Source organism: Arcobacter sp. s6 (assembly GCF_040884245.1).
Classification (GTDB): Bacteria; Campylobacterota; Campylobacteria; order Campylobacterales; family Arcobacteraceae; genus Aliarcobacter.
This window is the reverse complement of the sequence record NZ_JBEVTN010000002.1, coordinates 173,683-188,766: the sequence shown is the minus strand read 5'-3', so window position 1 is coordinate 188,766 and position 15,084 is coordinate 173,683. Positions and strand designations below refer to the sequence as shown.

The following is a 15,084-nucleotide window of genomic DNA, read 5'->3' as shown; positions in this document are numbered from 1 at the left end:
ATTTAAACAACAAGAATTACATATTCGGTTTACAAAGATTACTTCATAAACGTTATAATTTATTTTAAAGATCATCCTAACTCAATCAAGCACGTCACCATCACTCTTCCGTTTGATGCGTTCCAGTCAAATTGGACGGGAATTATAATAGATTCTTCTGCCTTTGTCAAGAGCTTTTTGTACAAATTTTACAATTTATCGTTTTTTTATGCTTTTATTCCTCTTTTACTTATTTTTTATTGGGTTTTTATTGGTTTCATGCTTTTTATAATGTTACTTATTATCCTGTTTCTATTTTACAAGTCCATTTTTGGCTAAATTATTAGCATTTTTTACGCTAATCCATTGAGACATATATTTTGTACTTGCCATTGTGTGATGTTTTAGCATTGAACCTGTAAAATTATTCATTCTATGTTCATTTAAATTTTTAGATACTTCTAATATCTTTTCTATTAAAGCTTTTTCTAAAATATTACTATCATATTTTGATTTTAATAGTTTCAGGCAATGTTTCTGTTTTTCAAACCATAAGTTTTCATCTTTATATAATAAAATAGCACTATTTACAAACTCTTGCATATCATCAGTTATAATTCCTGGCCATTGTTCACTATCATACATACCTTCACTTCCAAGAGTAGTTGTAATGCTTGGAGTTTGTGTAATCATGGCATCTAGTAACTTTCCTTTTATCCCTGCTCCAAATCGAATAGGTGCTAAACAAAGTTTTGACTGCTCCATTACATCTTGAGCATTTGCTGCCCATCCTTTTATTAAAAAGCCTGTTTTTGGGTTATTTAATGCTGTTGCTTTTGGAGGTGGATATGAGCCATATATATGTAATTCTACTTTTGGAAGTTCTTTTCTAATAAGTGGCCAGATTTTTTGTAGATATAAAACTACATCCCAGTTTGGTGCATGACGAAAATTTCCAATTGTCATAAAATGCTCTCTTTGTTCAAAACTCTTTGTTGATTTCACACAATCATCTATATTTACCATAAAAGGCAAATGAAATAATAGTGATTTATCTATTTTGAAAGTTTTTTCTAAAAGAGTCATTTCATAAGATGAAATTATCAAAGAGATATCACAACGTAAAATTGCAGCTATTTCTCGTTTTGCTAAATCAGAAAATAGATCTGATTTATTCATTTCTCTATTTTCTTTTAAAGCTTGATGTCTTGCATTTCGTAAACATTGTAAATCTTCTGTGTCAAGTATTTTTAAAGCATCAGGGCAATTTTTCTCAACTCTCCATCCAAACTGTTCTTCCATCATAAATCTATCAAACATTACAATATTTGGATTAAACTGTTTTATATATTCATCAAAACTATCAGAATTTAATTCTATTGATTTAGATGAAATACCTTCTTTTTCTAAATCTATCATATGTTCTGATAATGCACAGGGAGTAGAAAATTCAACTTTCCAGTTTTGGCTTAAAAAAAGTCTCATTATTGACATAATATGAGAACCTGCTGCTGATGAGTTTGGTTCTGGCCAAACATAACCTATTACTAATATTTTTTTCATTTTGAGATTATATCTAAGATTTACCTTTGTATTAAATAAGCTTTTTCTTTAATTAGTTAATTAATATCTATATGCTTTATCACCGATAATTCAGTAACCATTTAGTTATAAAAATATACAATTATTTTTATAACTTATAACAAACAATAAATCTATTCTAAGGGAATCAATATGAAATTAAGTTCAATTTTTAAAAGTGCAATTATATCAACACTAATGATAAGTTCTGCACTTCAAGCTAAACCTGCTTATGTTGCAACAACTGCAATAGTAGAACATCCAGCACTAGATGCTGTAAGAGATGGAATCAAGCAAACACTAAATGATAATGGATACACTGGAGATAATCTGAAATTCACATACGAAAGTGCTCAAGGAAAACCAGAGATTGCAGCACAAATTGCACGTAAAATGGTAGGTGATAATCCAGATATAATTGTTGCAATTGCAACACCATCTGCACAAGCTACAGTTTCAACTAGTAATTCAATTCCTGTTGTATTTTCAGCTGTAACAGATCCAATTGCTGCGAAACTTGTACCTACTCTTGAAAATCCAGGAGGGAATGTTACTGGATTATCAGATATGGCAAATGTTAAAGAGCATCTTGAGTTAATTAAAGAATTTGTTCCAAATTTAAAAGCTCTAGGAATTCCATATAATCCAGGTGAAACAAACTCAGTTTCAATGCTTGCTGCTATTAAAGTAGAAGCTGAAAAAATGGGAATAAAAATTGTAGAATCTGCAGCTCCAAAATCATCTGACGTTATGATTGCAGCTAAACAATTAATTGGTAAAGTTGATGCTATATACTGCCCAATTGATAATACTATTATTTCAGCTGTTGAATCAGTTGTAAAAGTTGGTATAGATGCACAAATTCCAGTTTTTGCTGGAGATACAGATACTGTTGCACGTGGAGCAGTTGCTGCTGTTGGTTATGATTATTTTGATTTAGGTCGTCAAACTGGAGATATTGTTGTACGTATCTTAAAAGGGGAAAAACCAGGTTCTATTGATGTTAAGATGGCTAAAGGTACTAATTTATTTGTTAATCCAAAAATGGCTAAAAAAATGGGAATTAAAATTCCAGAAGCAGTGATTACTCGTGCTACTAAAATTATTGAATAAGAAAAGTTGTTAAATTGTCACTTTATGCTTTTTTAGGAACACTAGAAATAGGTTTAATTTATGGTTTAGTTGCAATGGGGGTTTATCTTACATTTCGTATTTTAGACTTCCCTGATCTTACAGTCGATGGAAGTTTTACACTGGGAGCTGCTGTAACAGCAACCTTAATAGTTACTGGTTTTAATCCTTATTTATCTACATTATTTGGAACACTTGCTGCTGCAACTGCTGGATTAGTGACAGCTTGGTTAAATCTTCGTTTTAATATTCTTCATCTTTTGGCTAGTATTCTTACTATGACAGCTTTATATACTATTAATCTTCGCGTTATGGGTAAGCCTAATGTTGCGTTAATTATGGAACCAACTGTATTAACTCCATTTGAGAGTTTAGGGATTCCTGCTATGTATATGAAGGTTATATTTGTTGGATTTTGTGCCATAACTGCTGGTTTATTAGTAGCTTGGTTTTTATATACTCAATACGGTTTAGCAATGCGTGCGGTAGGTTCAAATAAAAGAATGGCTCAGGCAAATGGAATTGTAGTTAATGAAAAAGTATATGTAGGACTTGCTTTATCTAATGGATTAGTTGGACTAGCAGGTGCTTTATTTGCACAAACTAATGGTTTTGCTGATTCAACAATGGGAATAGGAACAATTGTCGTTGGTTTAGCTGCTGTTATTATTGGTGAATCTCTGTTTGGTACCCGGTCACTATTAATTATTGTAATGAGCTGTATACTTGGATCTATTTTATACCGATTAGCAGTTTCTATGGCACTTAATTCAGATTTCCTAGGATTTCAAGCCTCTGATTTAAATCTAATTACAGCAATTCTTGTTACATTATCTTTAATCTTCCCAAAACTACGTAGTGAATGGAAAGCTAAAAAAGCCAAAATAAAAGGAAAAGAAATATGATCAAATGTGAAAATTTACATGTTACCTTTAATCATGGTTTAGCAACAGAAAAACTAGCTTTACGTGGAATTGATTTAACTATTCCAAGTGGTCAATTTGTTACTGTTATTGGCTCAAATGGGGCAGGAAAATCAACTCTTCTTAATACTATTGCAGGTGATATTGAAACAACTCATGGACATATCTTTTTTAATGATAGGGAGGTAACAAATTTACCTGCAACTGGTCGTACAAAAGATATAGCGCGTGTATTTCAAGATCCACTAGCAGGAACTTGTGGCGATTTAACAGTAGAAGAAAATATGGCACTTGCATATGGACGTGGACAAAAAGGTTCTTTATCTTTAGCGTTAAATAATCAATTACGAAAAATCTTTCAAGAGCAGCTAAGTAGACTAAATCTTGGTCTTGAAGATAGATTGAATTCTCAAATGGGACTTTTATCTGGAGGACAACGTCAATCTGTTTCCTTATTAATGTCTGCATTACAACCAAGTAGTATTTTACTTTTAGATGAGCATACAGCTGCCCTTGATCCTAAGACAGCTGCTCTTATTATGGATATTTCTGCACAAATTATTAAAGAAAAGTCATTAACTGTTATGATGGTAACTCACTCAATGCGTCAAGCATTGGATTATGGTTCTCGTACAATCATGCTACACGAAGGTAAAATTATCTTTGATTTAGAAGGGAAAGAACGATCAAACTATGAAGTTAAAGATTTACTTAACTTATTTGCACTTGCTAGAAAAGATGGCGAAGAACTTGATGATGATAAATTATTATTAGATAGTTAATAGCCAATTCAAAACAATATAAGTATCTTGCCAAACTTGGTGGGATACCATTAAATCAATATCTTTTTACAATTTAATCTGTAGTTATCTTTTGAATGGGCATACAAAAAAAAAGCTTTCAGCTAAAAGAACCTAAGTTCAAGTAGATGAAAGCTTTTTTATATGGTACTCCCAGTACGATTCGAACGTACGGCCTACGCCTTAGAAGGGCGTTGCTCTATCCAGCTGAGCTATGGAAGCATCTAAAAGTGTTAAAGCAAAAAAAAGCCTTATATAAAAAGTCATAAACTTTTCACATAAGGCTTTTAAATGGAGCGGGAGACGAGACTCGAACTCGCGACAGTCTGCTTGGAAGGCAGAAGCTCTAGCCAACTGAGCTACTCCCGCTCAATAGTGGTGCGGATGAGAAGACTCGAACTTCCACACCGTGAGGCACCAGATCCTAAGTCTGGCGTGTCTACCAATTTCACCACATCCGCAATAATTTTTTTGAAAAAATGTCTAGTTGGTAATCTAAACCAAAAAAAGTGGTACTCCCAGTACGATTCGAACGTACGGCCTACGCCTTAGAAGGGCGTTGCTCTATCCAGCTGAGCTATGGAAGCAACAATAATAAAAAAATGGGGTAAGTAATGGGGCTCGAACCCACGACCCTCTGAACCACAACCAGATGCTCTAACCGACTGAGCTATACCTACCACAGGTTAAAAAATAAAGTGGTCGGGGCGAGAGGATTCGAACCTCCGGCCCCCTGGTCCCAAACCAGGTGCGCTAACCAGACTGCGCTACGCCCCGACAAAATATTTTTTGAAGTTTCACTAAAAGTGGACGGAATTATAATAAATTATAAACAATTTGTCAAGTGTTTTTTGAAGGAATTTCTAAATTTGTTGAAATTCCTTCTATTTCATATTAAAAGTGAATTAACCCATCAATTGGAGAACTAGCTGTTGCATAGGGTTTTTTAGGGATTCTCCCTGCTTTATAACTTAATCTTCCAGCTATAGTTGCATATTTAAATGCTTCTGCCATTGCCATTGGATTTTGAGCTTGTGCTATTGCTGTATTAGCTAAAATACCATCTGCACCTAATTCCATAGCATAAGAAGCATCAGAAGCACATCCTAATCCTGCATCAACTAGTACTGGAACTTTTACTGCATCTCTTATAAATGCAATATTATATGGATTTTGAATTCCTAAGCCTGAACCAATTGGAGCAGCTAAAGGCATAATTGCATCAGCACCTGCATCTTCTAGTCTTTTTGCAATGATTGGATCATCACTTGTATATGCCATAATTGTAAAACCATCTTTTTTTAAAATTTCACAAGCTTTTATTGTTTCTATTACATCTGGATACAAAGTTTTCTTCGCATCACCAATTACTTCTAGTTTAATAATATCAATTCCTGTTGCTTCTCTCATAAGTCTAAAAGTTGTAATTGCTTCTTCAGCTGTAAAGCACCCTGCACTATTTGGTAATAATTTAATATTAGTATCTTTAAAATAGTCTAACAAGTTTTCTTCATTTGGATTTGTAATATTTACTCTTCTAATAGCAACTGTTATTAATTCACTTCCACTTGCAATAGTTGCATCTTTTGTAGTTTGAAAACTATCATATTTTCCAGATCCAACTATTAATCTACTATTAAATTCATATTTCCCAACAATTAATTTATCATTCATTCGTACTATCTCCTATAAATTTTAAATATTTTTTACTCGCATTTGTAATATCTATTTGAATAATTTCAGGCACATCATAACTATGTAATTCTTTAATTTTGCTTTTAACTTTTTCAAAATTTTCTTTTCTAGTTTTCACACTCATTAGTGTTTCATTATCACAACAAAATTTTTCATTCCATACATATAGCGATTCAATTTCACTTAATTGTACACAAGCTGCCAATCTTTCTTTTATTAATACCTCAGCTATTTTTTTTGCTTCTTCTTTTGTAGAGCAGGTTGTTTGAATTATAATTGCTTTCATAATTTTCTTATTTCTTCAACTAAATCAGATGGAATCATTGAATAATTATTTTTGCTGTATTTTCTTGCTGCAAGAGTATGCGCAAGACTTGCACTTATTGTGGCGTCTAATGGTTTATATTTTTGAGCCAGTAAAGCACCAACAAGACCACTTAATACATCTCCACTTCCACCTTTACTTAGTACAGCACTTCCAAAACTATTTACATATATTTTTTCATTTTGTGAAATGATTACATTTGCACCTTTTAACAAAAGTACTACTTTTGGATATTTTTTTGAAAATTCTTCTACATATTTAAATCTATTATTTTGTAATTCAACAATATCTATATCTGCAATTTTGCAAAGTTTTAAAAGTGAACAAAATTCTTTTGGATGTGGAGTTAAAACTATTTCTTTTTCTAAAAATTCACAAATCACTTCATCATAAAATAAATCTGCATCTATGATTTTGGGAATATCATTGTTTAGTATTTTTCTGATTTCTTCTGTTTTATGCTCTCCTAAGCCCATTCCAATAGCTATTGCAGTGCAATTATCACTTATATAATCAGTTTGCATAATGTGATAAGGTAAATCTAGTTCTTCATTAGAGATTACACTTAAAAGTCCAGCTCCAAATCCAAATGCTGCTTTTGCAGCAATTATTCCCGCACCTTTTTTAGAACCTACAACTACATTTAGGTGACCATAACTTCCTTTATGTGCATTTTTTTTATTTCTAAAAGGAAGTTTCATATCACTTTCATCTAAAAGATATTTATTTGATTCAAGTTCATAAAGATTTCTTTGTATTCCAAGATTAGCGACAAGAATTTCTCCCACATAATCTTTTGCCATATCTGTAAACAAAGAAGTTTTTAAAGCACCCATCGTGATTGTAGTATCGGCTTCAAAAGCTATTGATTCAACTTGCCCTAGAGTATTTATCCCACTTGGAATATCACAGGCTATTTTTATTGAGTCATAAGTGTTTAGGGTATTTATTATATTTATTGAATCTTCATTTAAAGGTTTATTTAAACCTGTTCCAAATAAACAATCTACAACTATATCAGCAGGAGAAAGAGAATCTACAAGCTCTATTGATAAAGCTTCTACTCTTTTAAGTTGTAGTTGCCCTATCGAAGATTTTGGATTTGAGGCTAAAAAAAGTTTTATATTAAATTTTGTATGAAGAAGTCTTGCTAATGCAATTCCATCTGCGCCATTGTTTCCACTTCCACAAACGATTAAAATAGTATGTAAAGAAGGATACTTTTCCTCTATATGCAAAGCCATATTTGAAGCTGCATGTTCCATAAGTAAATCTTCACTTAAAAAAAACTTCTCATAACATCTCTTATCTAAAGAATTAACTTCATCAAATAGTTTTTGCATTGTATATCCTTTTATTTATTTTCTAAATTTCCAACCATCACTTTCTAAAACAGTTTTTATCTTCTCTTTTACATCACCTTGTAACTCAATCCACTCTTCTTTGATAGCTCCACCACAAGCTAGTTTTTTCTTTAGAAGTTTTAATACTTCTTTTTTCTCATCTTCTTTGATATTAAATCTACCTACTAGAGTAACTGGTTTTCCTTTTCTTTTTTCAAAGGTAAAAACTAATTGATGTTGATTTTTTGGAATTATTTCATTTGAAGATTTTACTTGGTTTGTTGATTTTTTTTTATCTTCTTTTACTGTATCAAAACTATCACCATCAAGTTTTGCACCCATTGAAAAAGCTAACTTATCTGCTAAGCCCATACTAACTCCTTTATTCTTGATTGTACATCAATTTCATCTATTAAAATAAAATCATTTTGTTTGTATTGTTCCACTGCTACTCTTCCTATCATTGCTGCATTATCAGAACAGTATTTTAATTCACTTAGATATAAATTTGTTTTATGTTTAGCACACATATCTTCAAGTTGAGTTCTTAAATATATATTTGCACTTGCTCCTCCAACTATTGCGAAGTTTTTAGGGGCATTTTGTTTAAATAATTTTTTTAATTTTTGCATAATATGAGCAACTGCTGTTTTTTGAAAAGAAGCACAAATATCATATTTATCTTGTAGTGTTATTCCATCTTCTTGATTTTCTAATTTTTCAACTTCGAGTCTAACTGCATTCTTTAGTCCTGAATATGAAAACTCAATTTTAGGACTTTGTTTTAATGGAACTGGAAAATCAAATCTATTTTCATCACCTTTTAAACCATACTCTTGAACAACTGGCCCACCTGGATATCCAAGTCCCAGCATTTTTGAAACCTTATCAAAACTCTCTCCAAAACTATCATCCATAGTACTTGCAATTACACACATGTCGTTTAGGCTATTTGCTTCAATGATTTGAGTATGGCCACCTGAAACCAATAAAACTGTCATTGGTAAAATTTCATCTTTTTCAATAAATAGTGAATAGATATGACCTTTTAAATGATTTACAGCAATTAATGGAAGATTTAAAGAGATACTTAATGCCTTTGCCATCGTTACACCCTCAGTTAGAGTAACAGAAAGTCCAGGCGCATTTGTAACAGCTATTGCTTTTAGTTTTGAGAAATACTCTTTACACTCTTCAAGAATTTTAGGTAAAGCTTCAATATGAAGTCTTGCTGCTAGTTCTGGAACCACTCCACCATAAACACTATGTTGAAGTTCTTGAGATATTTTTTTATGATAAACTAATTTATTTGTTTCTACATCTGTAATAGCTAATGAACTATCATCACATGAGCTTTCTATACTTAAAATCAAAGATTCACTCATGCTATTTTGACTCTTCGTTAATTTGGCATTCTTCAACTCTTTTTATCCAATCAAGGGCACAATCTAGTTTTCCAAATCCAGAAGCTGCATTTATATGCCCTGCATTTTCCATTATTTTCATACCAATATTCAATTTTGTTTGAAGTTCAATTGCTTCTTCTATACTCATATATGGATCATTTGTCGATGCCGCCATTATCACTTCTTTTGCTTTTAAATCTGATGCAATTGGATATGGATAGAAAGTTTTTGCTTCTTCAATGCTTCTATTTCTTGAAACTGGAGCAACAAGCATAAGTTTATCTAGCTTTATATCTAATTCATCACAAGTATGAAACCATAATACATTTGCTAAAGAGTGACAAACTACAATATCAGGTTTAAAATGAGCCAACTCTTTTTTTAAAAACTCTTTCCACTCTTGTAGTTTTGGATTATCTTTTGAAGGAAAAGATGGGAAAGAAACTACATAATTCTCTTTTATCAAATCGCTTGCAAGTTGTGCTTGCCAATGAGGAAAATCACTTCCACCTAATCCATGAAGTATTAAAATCCTTTTACTCAAACTTTTTTCCTTATTAATAATTTCGTACACATCTAATATATTTTTCTTTATGGCGGCTATCATAATATGGGGTTCCACTTATAAAATGCATATAATCAGCATAAAACCAAAGAGTTCTCCAATGAGCTTTTGAAGCCCAATATCCATCTGGAACATTATATTTAAATGCTTTATTTATATAATTTTTTGTATTTTTTTTATCAACTATTAATTCATACTCTTCAATTTTTGGTAAACGCCAATCACTTTGACCGATATATTGTAAATTTTTACAATATATTTCAGCAATATCATGATCTTTTAAAGTTTTTACAACAGAGATATCATCTTGCCACATAAGCTTAGAACTATCATCAATAACAACTTCTCTTGTACTATCTCTGTATATTCTTGCATCTAAAAATGACAAAAAAGCTATTAATAAAAGTAAATATTTCATTATTTATCCTTTATATTAGATACTTCAAACTTTCCTCTAGTTAATGCTGATTGAACATTTTCATCCAATAATTCAATAGATACTTTATAATCAGTTTTATAAACTAAACCAACTAGTTCCTTGTGTGAAGTTTTTTCTACTTCTATTGTACTATGTTTTTTCCATTCATCAAATTTTTTTTCATATAATGAACCTATATCTTTTTCGAAACTATTTCTTGAATAAATCAAATATATAACCATAATAAGAAGTATTCCAAAAGGAATTAATAAATCAAGACTCACAGTATTTTCTCACTTCTTTATCTATCTCAAAAATTTCATCTAAGCTATTAACTTTTACATTATTAAACTTATTTATTGCATTTAAAGAAATTTTAGATACATCTAAAAATCCTATTTCTGAGTTTAAAAACTTGGCAACACCTACCTCATTTGCTGCATTTAATACTACACCTAAATCAAGATTATTTAGTATTTCATCTTTAATTCCCCAAATTGGATATCTTGATGTTTCAATTTTTCTAAAATCTAAAGATGCAACTTCTACCAAATCAACTGGTTTTAAAATCTCTTCATCAACTTTTCCCAAAATTGCATAGGCAATAGGAAGTTGCATAGATGCATTTGCAATATGTGCGGTTGTACTACCATCAGCAAAATTTATAAAAGCATGAATCAATGATTTTGTTTCAATAATAGCGTCAAGTTTTCTAATATCAAAAAGCCAAGCAGCTTCCATTAATTCAAAAATTTTATTAGTCATTGTTGCACTATCTATTGTAATTTTATTTCCCATTGACCAATTTGGATGAGAAAGAGCTTCTTTTATAGATACATTCTTTAATTTGTCCAAAGGATAATCTCTAAAAGAACCCCCACTAGCTGTTACCATCATAGAATCAATCTTCTTATCTTGAAGCAAATACCAAAGACCAAAGTGTTCACTATCTATTGGTTTTAAGTTTGTTTGATCTATAAACTTTCCAGCAACTACTAAAGATTCTTTATTTGCAAGAGCTATTTTTTTACCACATTCAATAGCTTTTAAAGTGGGTCTTAAACCTAAAAATCCAACAAGTGCATTTACAACTGTATTTGAAGTGCTTTTTTCAATAGCTTGTAAAATAGCTTCTTGTCCGAATAAAACATTGTTATGACAAACTAGATGTATATCTTCAGCGCTATCTATAACAACAATTTTAGGTTTAAATTCTTTTATTTGTTGATTTAGCAGCTGTATATTTCTTCCAGCTACTAATACCTCAACATTTAGATTAAATTTACGTGCAATATTTAATGTATTTACACCAATAGAACCTGTACTTCCAAGAATTATCAAATGATTATCCTAAGTAGAACTAACATTACTATAGCTCCAAATAAATAACCATCTGTTCTGTCTAAAACACCACCATGTCCTGGTAAGAGTGTTCCACTATCTTTAACTCCAGCTTCTCTTTTTAAGTAAGATTCAAATAAATCTCCAAAAACTGAAGTAAATGATACAATAGATGAAATTACAATTGCACCTACTATTCCAACCTCATGAATTGAAAAAATAGGTCCTAAAACTACAGCAAACGCAACTCCACCGATTACTCCTTCTATAGTTTTATTTGGACTTGTTTCACAAAATTGTGTTTTCCCAAATCCCTTACCTATGAAATATGCACCAATATCAGTACTTGCTACAATAATTAGTAACCATAAAAGAGTCATAACTCCATATTCACTATATAAAGTTAATAAAAATAAAAATGACGCTGTTGGATATAAAAGAGGTAAAAACAGTTTTTGATTTAGTGTTTTCTTATATGCTAATTGCGATGCATAACCAATTGCAACAATAAAAATCAAATCTTCTGGCATTGGATAGAAATATGCAGTAAGCCATAAAAGTGATGTATATACATAAATACTATCACTTTTCAAAGCAAAAAGTTTTTTTGATTCAGAAATTGAAATCATTAACATAATTCCAAATACTAGCCAAAATAGGAAATATGAATCTATGTAACCTAGTATTAACATACCTAGTATTAGTACGATTCCTGTTTTTATACGAGTTGAACTCTCTCTTATTATTGTAGTCATTATATTAAACCTTGAATTTAAAAGTTTTTAATTATACTGAAATTTCGCTTTTGGTTGGTTTTAGTATCATTTTGAAAATTTATTTTTTAATAGGTGTACTATCCTACCCAAAAAAAGGTAGGATAAATTGAGAAAGATTTTTTTAGAATAATCCAGCAATTTGGCTAGATATTTGTTTTTCTAAAATTGGTGTAGCTTCTGGTAATGTTAAGTTCATTTTTGTTGCTTCTGCAAATAACATAGTCTTATGTTCAATATAGTCTGTTTCATATTGTTGTGAATTTGCATTCGCAATATTTGAATTTAATTGTCCTGATGCATTTACATTCTTAATTTGTCCTGCAAATCCATTCATAAATCCAGCTTTTCGTGAATCATTTACACTTGCTTGTCCAGCTGCAGTTGTATTTGATGCATAAACTTTTCCTTTTGCTTTTTCTCTGATTACAATATCAACTTGCATTTGAAAGATTGTATCTTCAGTAGCTTTTGCTATTAATCCTCCAACTAATGCTGCACCTAATCCTATTCCTGCACTAGCACCTAATCCATTATTATTATAAGCTCCAATTCCTGCACCTAAAGCTCCAGCTCCAACTGCTCCTGCTGCTGCATTATTTTCTTGTTTTTTATCACAATATAATATATTCATCATCAAAACATATGTAGCCATTTCTGGATCATCAACTACTGTATAACCTTTAGTCTCTAATTCATTTAATATTGTTTTTTCAAGATTTATTTGTTGACCACTTGTATTTCTACTTGATACAAATATTAATCTTTTATCTTTAGCAACTGGATTAATAAACACACTTTGTGTCATTTTTGCATTTGTTTGTAATTCAGTTGTTGCACAACCACTAAAAAGTACTGAAGCCAAAGCAATACTTAAACCAAATTTTTTTATGTTTTTCATTCATTCTCCTAATAAATATATTGTTTCAGCAAAATTATACAATTCAAATGACTCTCAAATGACTCTTTTTTTAATTTTTATTAAAAAATTTCAAAATTTCTTAATAATTTATATATTATTTTAAATCTTAACACCAATAGTGCTATAAGGATTGTACAATACATTGGCACCTGATTGTATTTTTACATTTCTTCTTTGAGTAAAATCTACATCTATATTTCCTGTAAAATCTACTGAAAACTTTGCGCATAATATTGCGGCTTGTTCTATTACACTATCTGGAATTGTTTTTTTAGTATTTTGTACTATTACATGGCAAGATGGTCTATCTTTTAAATGAAACCAAAAATCACTTGCTTTTGAATTTTGTAAAAGATATATATTTTCTCTTTCACTTGTTCCTAACATTATTTTAAATCCTTCAAAATAAAAGCTCTCATAGGCTTGTGCTTTTTTTGTTTTTATTTGATTTTTTTCTTTTTTAGGAGATAAAAAATCACACTCTTCTATTGAATTTGCATTTTTTATATTATTCATTAATCTTAATAAGAAATCTAGTTTTTCATCTAAGTTATCTTTTTCTAGAGAAATATTTAGTGCTTTTTGTTTTGCTCTTTTTGCTTTTTTGAATAATTCGTTTGAATATTTAGAAGCTGATGGTTTTTCTTCTAAATCAATTTCAACTTCTACTCCCTCATAATTATAAACTTTTAAACTTTTTTGGTAGGGCTTTAAATTATGAAGATTTGACAAAATAAGGTTTGCTTTTTCGTAAAGTTCATTTGATTCAAGTTCTAGTTCTTCTTTTTTTGGTAAAGAATCAATTGTTTTTTTTAGTTTTTTAGCTTTCTTATCTATTTGTGAGATTTTTTGTTTTTTAACATTTTCTAAACTTTGTATTTGTTTTTCTTCATAAATTTCATATAAATACTCTTCAATATTAGAAACTTCTTCTATTTTTGGAATAAAGCTTTGTTTAGGAATCTCTTCTAATTTTATTCCAACTTTAACAACTCTACTTGATGAGAACTCATCTATATGTCGTAAAGCTTCTAAAATAACTCTATTTTCATCTAATATAATTATATTTGTATGTTTTCCTGTAAATTCTAATTGTAAAATTGTTGTTAGTTTTTTATATGATGAAGAAGAATTTACTCTTATATTTATAATTTTATCATCATTATATAGTTCGATATCTTCAATTTTTGAATTAATAAATCTTTTTTGAAGTGCAATATCAAATGGTGCATTAAAATCTTTTTTAGAAGATATGCTTTTTTCACATTTAAATATAGTACTATTGCCTTTTGACATATCAAAATATAAGGTATTCTTATTATTAAATTCAATTATAATTATATTATTGTCAATTCTCTTGATTATCTTTATATTCTGGACATTTGTTGATAGATATGCGACTATCTCTTTTAATAGGAAATACTTCATTTTGATTCTCTTTATTATTATAATTTTTTATAAGTACTTTTTTATAAATATTAGTTATAATTATAGCGAACTTTTCATTAGGAGAATAATATGAAATTATTAAAAATCATTATGGCTGGTACACTAGCTTTAGGAATTGCTTCATCTACTTTATCAGCAGATGCAGTAAAAGGTCAAAAACTATTTAGTAAATTACTAAAAGAACCTTGTGGTATGACTGGTGCAAAATTTGCAGCTAAACATTCTCAAGAAGAATGGAAAGCGTTAAAAGCGTCTGGAAAATTTGAAGAAGAACTTATTAAAATTTGTCCAAATGTAAAAGCTGGTGATATTAAAGATTCTTTACAAGAGCACATTATCGATTTCACTATTGAATTCGCAAATGACTCTGGTAACGTTCCATCTTGTTAGTAGTTGGAATCGTTGATTAAGTAAGTTAAAGGGTGAGTAATAT

17 protein-coding genes and 6 tRNA genes are annotated in these 15,084 nt (G+C 30.1%); 4 read left to right on the top strand and 19 right to left on the bottom strand.

Going from position 1 to position 15,084, the window contains the following annotated elements; all coding sequences use genetic code 11:
* Nucleotides 1–291 precede the first annotated feature (291 nt).
* Nucleotides 292–1,542 (bottom strand): glycosyltransferase, encoded by a 1,251-nt coding sequence (locus tag ABVS04_RS01985; protein WP_368028976.1) that lies wholly within the window; start codon nucleotides 1,540–1,542, stop codon nucleotides 292–294.
* Between the two features lie 171 nt (nucleotides 1,543–1,713).
* On the opposite strand from ABVS04_RS01985, the gene ABVS04_RS01980 reads away from it, so the two are divergent.
* From ABVS04_RS01980 to ABVS04_RS01970, 3 genes are read left to right on the top strand one after another with little or no spacing between them, the layout of a single operon-like run.
* Nucleotides 1,714–2,673, top strand: a complete 960-nt coding sequence (locus tag ABVS04_RS01980) for an ABC transporter substrate-binding protein (protein ID WP_368028975.1) — start codon at nucleotides 1,714–1,716, stop codon at nucleotides 2,671–2,673.
* A 14-nt stretch (nucleotides 2,674–2,687) separates the two neighbouring features.
* On the top strand, nucleotides 2,688–3,596 hold the full coding sequence (locus tag ABVS04_RS01975) for an ABC transporter permease (RefSeq protein WP_368028974.1): 909 nt from the start codon (nucleotides 2,688–2,690) through the stop codon (nucleotides 3,594–3,596).
* Nucleotides 3,593–4,396: an ABC transporter ATP-binding protein gene (locus tag ABVS04_RS01970; protein WP_368028973.1), complete on the top strand. Its 804-nt coding sequence runs from the start codon at nucleotides 3,593–3,595 to the stop codon at nucleotides 4,394–4,396. Before ABVS04_RS01975 ends, ABVS04_RS01970 begins: the two co-directional genes overlap by 4 nt.
* A 163-nt stretch (nucleotides 4,397–4,559) precedes the next feature.
* Here the strand turns inward: ABVS04_RS01970 and ABVS04_RS01965 are convergent.
* The 18 genes from ABVS04_RS01965 to ABVS04_RS01880 all read right to left on the bottom strand — a co-directional run bounded on the left by ABVS04_RS01965 (nucleotide 4,560) and on the right by ABVS04_RS01880 (nucleotide 14,630).
* Nucleotides 4,560–4,636 (bottom strand) — tRNA-Arg (locus tag ABVS04_RS01965).
* A gap of 70 nt (nucleotides 4,637–4,706) precedes the next feature.
* Nucleotides 4,707–4,783 (bottom strand) — tRNA-Gly (locus ABVS04_RS01960).
* 7 nt (nucleotides 4,784–4,790) lie between these two features.
* A tRNA-Leu gene (locus ABVS04_RS01955) sits at nucleotides 4,791–4,875 on the bottom strand.
* Nucleotides 4,876–4,924: 49 nt separating this feature from the next.
* A tRNA-Arg gene (locus tag ABVS04_RS01950) sits at nucleotides 4,925–5,001 on the bottom strand.
* A 16-nt stretch (nucleotides 5,002–5,017) separates the two neighbouring features.
* Nucleotides 5,018–5,094, bottom strand: a tRNA-His gene (locus tag ABVS04_RS01945).
* A 19-nt stretch (nucleotides 5,095–5,113) separates the two neighbouring features.
* Nucleotides 5,114–5,191 (bottom strand) — tRNA-Pro (locus tag ABVS04_RS01940).
* Between the two features lie 117 nt (nucleotides 5,192–5,308).
* Nucleotides 5,309–6,088, bottom strand: coding sequence for a thiazole synthase (locus tag ABVS04_RS01935; RefSeq protein ID WP_368028972.1), 780 nt, complete (start codon nucleotides 6,086–6,088; stop codon nucleotides 5,309–5,311).
* Nucleotides 6,081–6,395 carry a divalent-cation tolerance protein CutA gene (gene cutA, locus ABVS04_RS01930; protein ID WP_368028971.1) on the bottom strand — a complete coding sequence of 105 codons (315 nt, stop codon included), beginning with the start codon at nucleotides 6,393–6,395 and terminating at the stop codon, nucleotides 6,081–6,083. Before cutA ends, ABVS04_RS01935 begins: the two co-directional genes overlap by 8 nt.
* Nucleotides 6,392–7,777 (bottom strand): NAD(P)H-hydrate dehydratase, encoded by a 1,386-nt coding sequence (locus tag ABVS04_RS01925; protein WP_368028970.1) that lies wholly within the window; start codon nucleotides 7,775–7,777, stop codon nucleotides 6,392–6,394. Before ABVS04_RS01925 ends, cutA begins: the two co-directional genes overlap by 4 nt.
* A gap of 15 nt (nucleotides 7,778–7,792) precedes the next feature.
* The gene (locus tag ABVS04_RS01920) at nucleotides 7,793–8,149 is read right to left on the bottom strand and encodes a translation initiation factor SUI1 (RefSeq protein WP_368028969.1); all 357 of its coding nucleotides are present in this window, start codon (nucleotides 8,147–8,149) and stop codon (nucleotides 7,793–7,795) included.
* On the bottom strand, nucleotides 8,140–9,150 hold the full coding sequence (gene tsaD / locus ABVS04_RS01915; RefSeq protein ID WP_368028980.1) for a tRNA (adenosine(37)-N6)-threonylcarbamoyltransferase complex transferase subunit TsaD: 1,011 nt from the start codon (nucleotides 9,148–9,150) through the stop codon (nucleotides 8,140–8,142). The genes ABVS04_RS01920 and tsaD overlap by 10 nt, the downstream gene beginning before the upstream one ends.
* Before the next feature lie 13 nt (nucleotides 9,151–9,163).
* Nucleotides 9,164–9,727: an RBBP9/YdeN family alpha/beta hydrolase gene (locus ABVS04_RS01910; protein ID WP_368028968.1), complete on the bottom strand. Its 564-nt coding sequence runs from the start codon at nucleotides 9,725–9,727 to the stop codon at nucleotides 9,164–9,166.
* Nucleotides 9,728–9,740: 13 nt separating this feature from the next.
* Nucleotides 9,741–10,166, bottom strand: a complete 426-nt coding sequence (locus ABVS04_RS01905; protein WP_368028967.1) for a DUF1566 domain-containing protein — start codon at nucleotides 10,164–10,166, stop codon at nucleotides 9,741–9,743.
* Nucleotides 10,166–10,450, bottom strand: coding sequence for a hypothetical protein (locus tag ABVS04_RS01900; RefSeq protein WP_368028966.1), 285 nt, complete (start codon nucleotides 10,448–10,450; stop codon nucleotides 10,166–10,168). The genes ABVS04_RS01905 and ABVS04_RS01900 overlap by 1 nt, the downstream gene beginning before the upstream one ends.
* Nucleotides 10,440–11,507: a 1-deoxy-D-xylulose-5-phosphate reductoisomerase gene (dxr, locus tag ABVS04_RS01895; protein WP_368028965.1), complete on the bottom strand. Its 1,068-nt coding sequence runs from the start codon at nucleotides 11,505–11,507 to the stop codon at nucleotides 10,440–10,442. The genes ABVS04_RS01900 and dxr overlap by 11 nt, the downstream gene beginning before the upstream one ends.
* Entirely contained in the window at nucleotides 11,504–12,262 is a 759-nt protein-coding gene (locus ABVS04_RS01890; protein ID WP_368028964.1) for a phosphatidate cytidylyltransferase, read from the bottom strand. Before ABVS04_RS01890 ends, dxr begins: the two co-directional genes overlap by 4 nt.
* Nucleotides 12,263–12,404: 142 nt before the next feature.
* On the bottom strand, nucleotides 12,405–13,181 hold the full coding sequence (locus ABVS04_RS01885; protein ID WP_368028963.1) for a complement resistance protein TraT: 777 nt from the start codon (nucleotides 13,179–13,181) through the stop codon (nucleotides 12,405–12,407).
* Nucleotides 13,182–13,301: 120 nt separating this feature from the next.
* Nucleotides 13,302–14,630: an NFACT RNA binding domain-containing protein gene (locus ABVS04_RS01880; RefSeq protein ID WP_368028962.1), complete on the bottom strand. Its 1,329-nt coding sequence runs from the start codon at nucleotides 14,628–14,630 to the stop codon at nucleotides 13,302–13,304.
* Nucleotides 14,631–14,720: 90 nt separating this feature from the next.
* Here ABVS04_RS01880 and ABVS04_RS01875 point away from each other — a divergent pair, with 90 nt between their 5' ends.
* Nucleotides 14,721–15,041, top strand: a complete 321-nt coding sequence (locus tag ABVS04_RS01875; protein ID WP_368028961.1) for a cytochrome C — start codon at nucleotides 14,721–14,723, stop codon at nucleotides 15,039–15,041.
* The last annotated feature ends 43 nt before the right edge of the window (nucleotides 15,042–15,084 follow it).

Coding starts and splice junctions, on each gene's coding strand:
- ABVS04_RS01985 (WP_368028976.1), bottom strand. CDS start 1,542: ATGAAAAAAATATTAGTAATAGGTTATGTTTGGCCAGAACCAAACTCA.
- ABVS04_RS01980 (WP_368028975.1), top strand. CDS start 1,714: ATGAAATTAAGTTCAATTTTTAAAAGTGCAATTATATCAACACTAATG.
- ABVS04_RS01970 (WP_368028973.1), top strand. CDS start 3,593: ATGATCAAATGTGAAAATTTACATGTTACCTTTAATCATGGTTTAGCA.
- ABVS04_RS01935 (WP_368028972.1), bottom strand. CDS start 6,088: ATGAATGATAAATTAATTGTTGGGAAATATGAATTTAATAGTAGATTA.
- cutA (WP_368028971.1), bottom strand. CDS start 6,395: ATGAAAGCAATTATAATTCAAACAACCTGCTCTACAAAAGAAGAAGCA.
- ABVS04_RS01925 (WP_368028970.1), bottom strand. CDS start 7,777: ATGCAAAAACTATTTGATGAAGTTAATTCTTTAGATAAGAGATGTTAT.
- ABVS04_RS01920 (WP_368028969.1), bottom strand. CDS start 8,149: ATGGGCTTAGCAGATAAGTTAGCTTTTTCAATGGGTGCAAAACTTGAT.
- ABVS04_RS01905 (WP_368028967.1), bottom strand. CDS start 10,166: ATGAAATATTTACTTTTATTAATAGCTTTTTTGTCATTTTTAGATGCA.
- ABVS04_RS01890 (WP_368028964.1), bottom strand. CDS start 12,262: ATGACTACAATAATAAGAGAGAGTTCAACTCGTATAAAAACAGGAATC.
- ABVS04_RS01885 (WP_368028963.1), bottom strand. CDS start 13,181: ATGAAAAACATAAAAAAATTTGGTTTAAGTATTGCTTTGGCTTCAGTA.
- ABVS04_RS01880 (WP_368028962.1), bottom strand. CDS start 14,630: ATGAAGTATTTCCTATTAAAAGAGATAGTCGCATATCTATCAACAAAT.
- ABVS04_RS01875 (WP_368028961.1), top strand. CDS start 14,721: ATGAAATTATTAAAAATCATTATGGCTGGTACACTAGCTTTAGGAATT.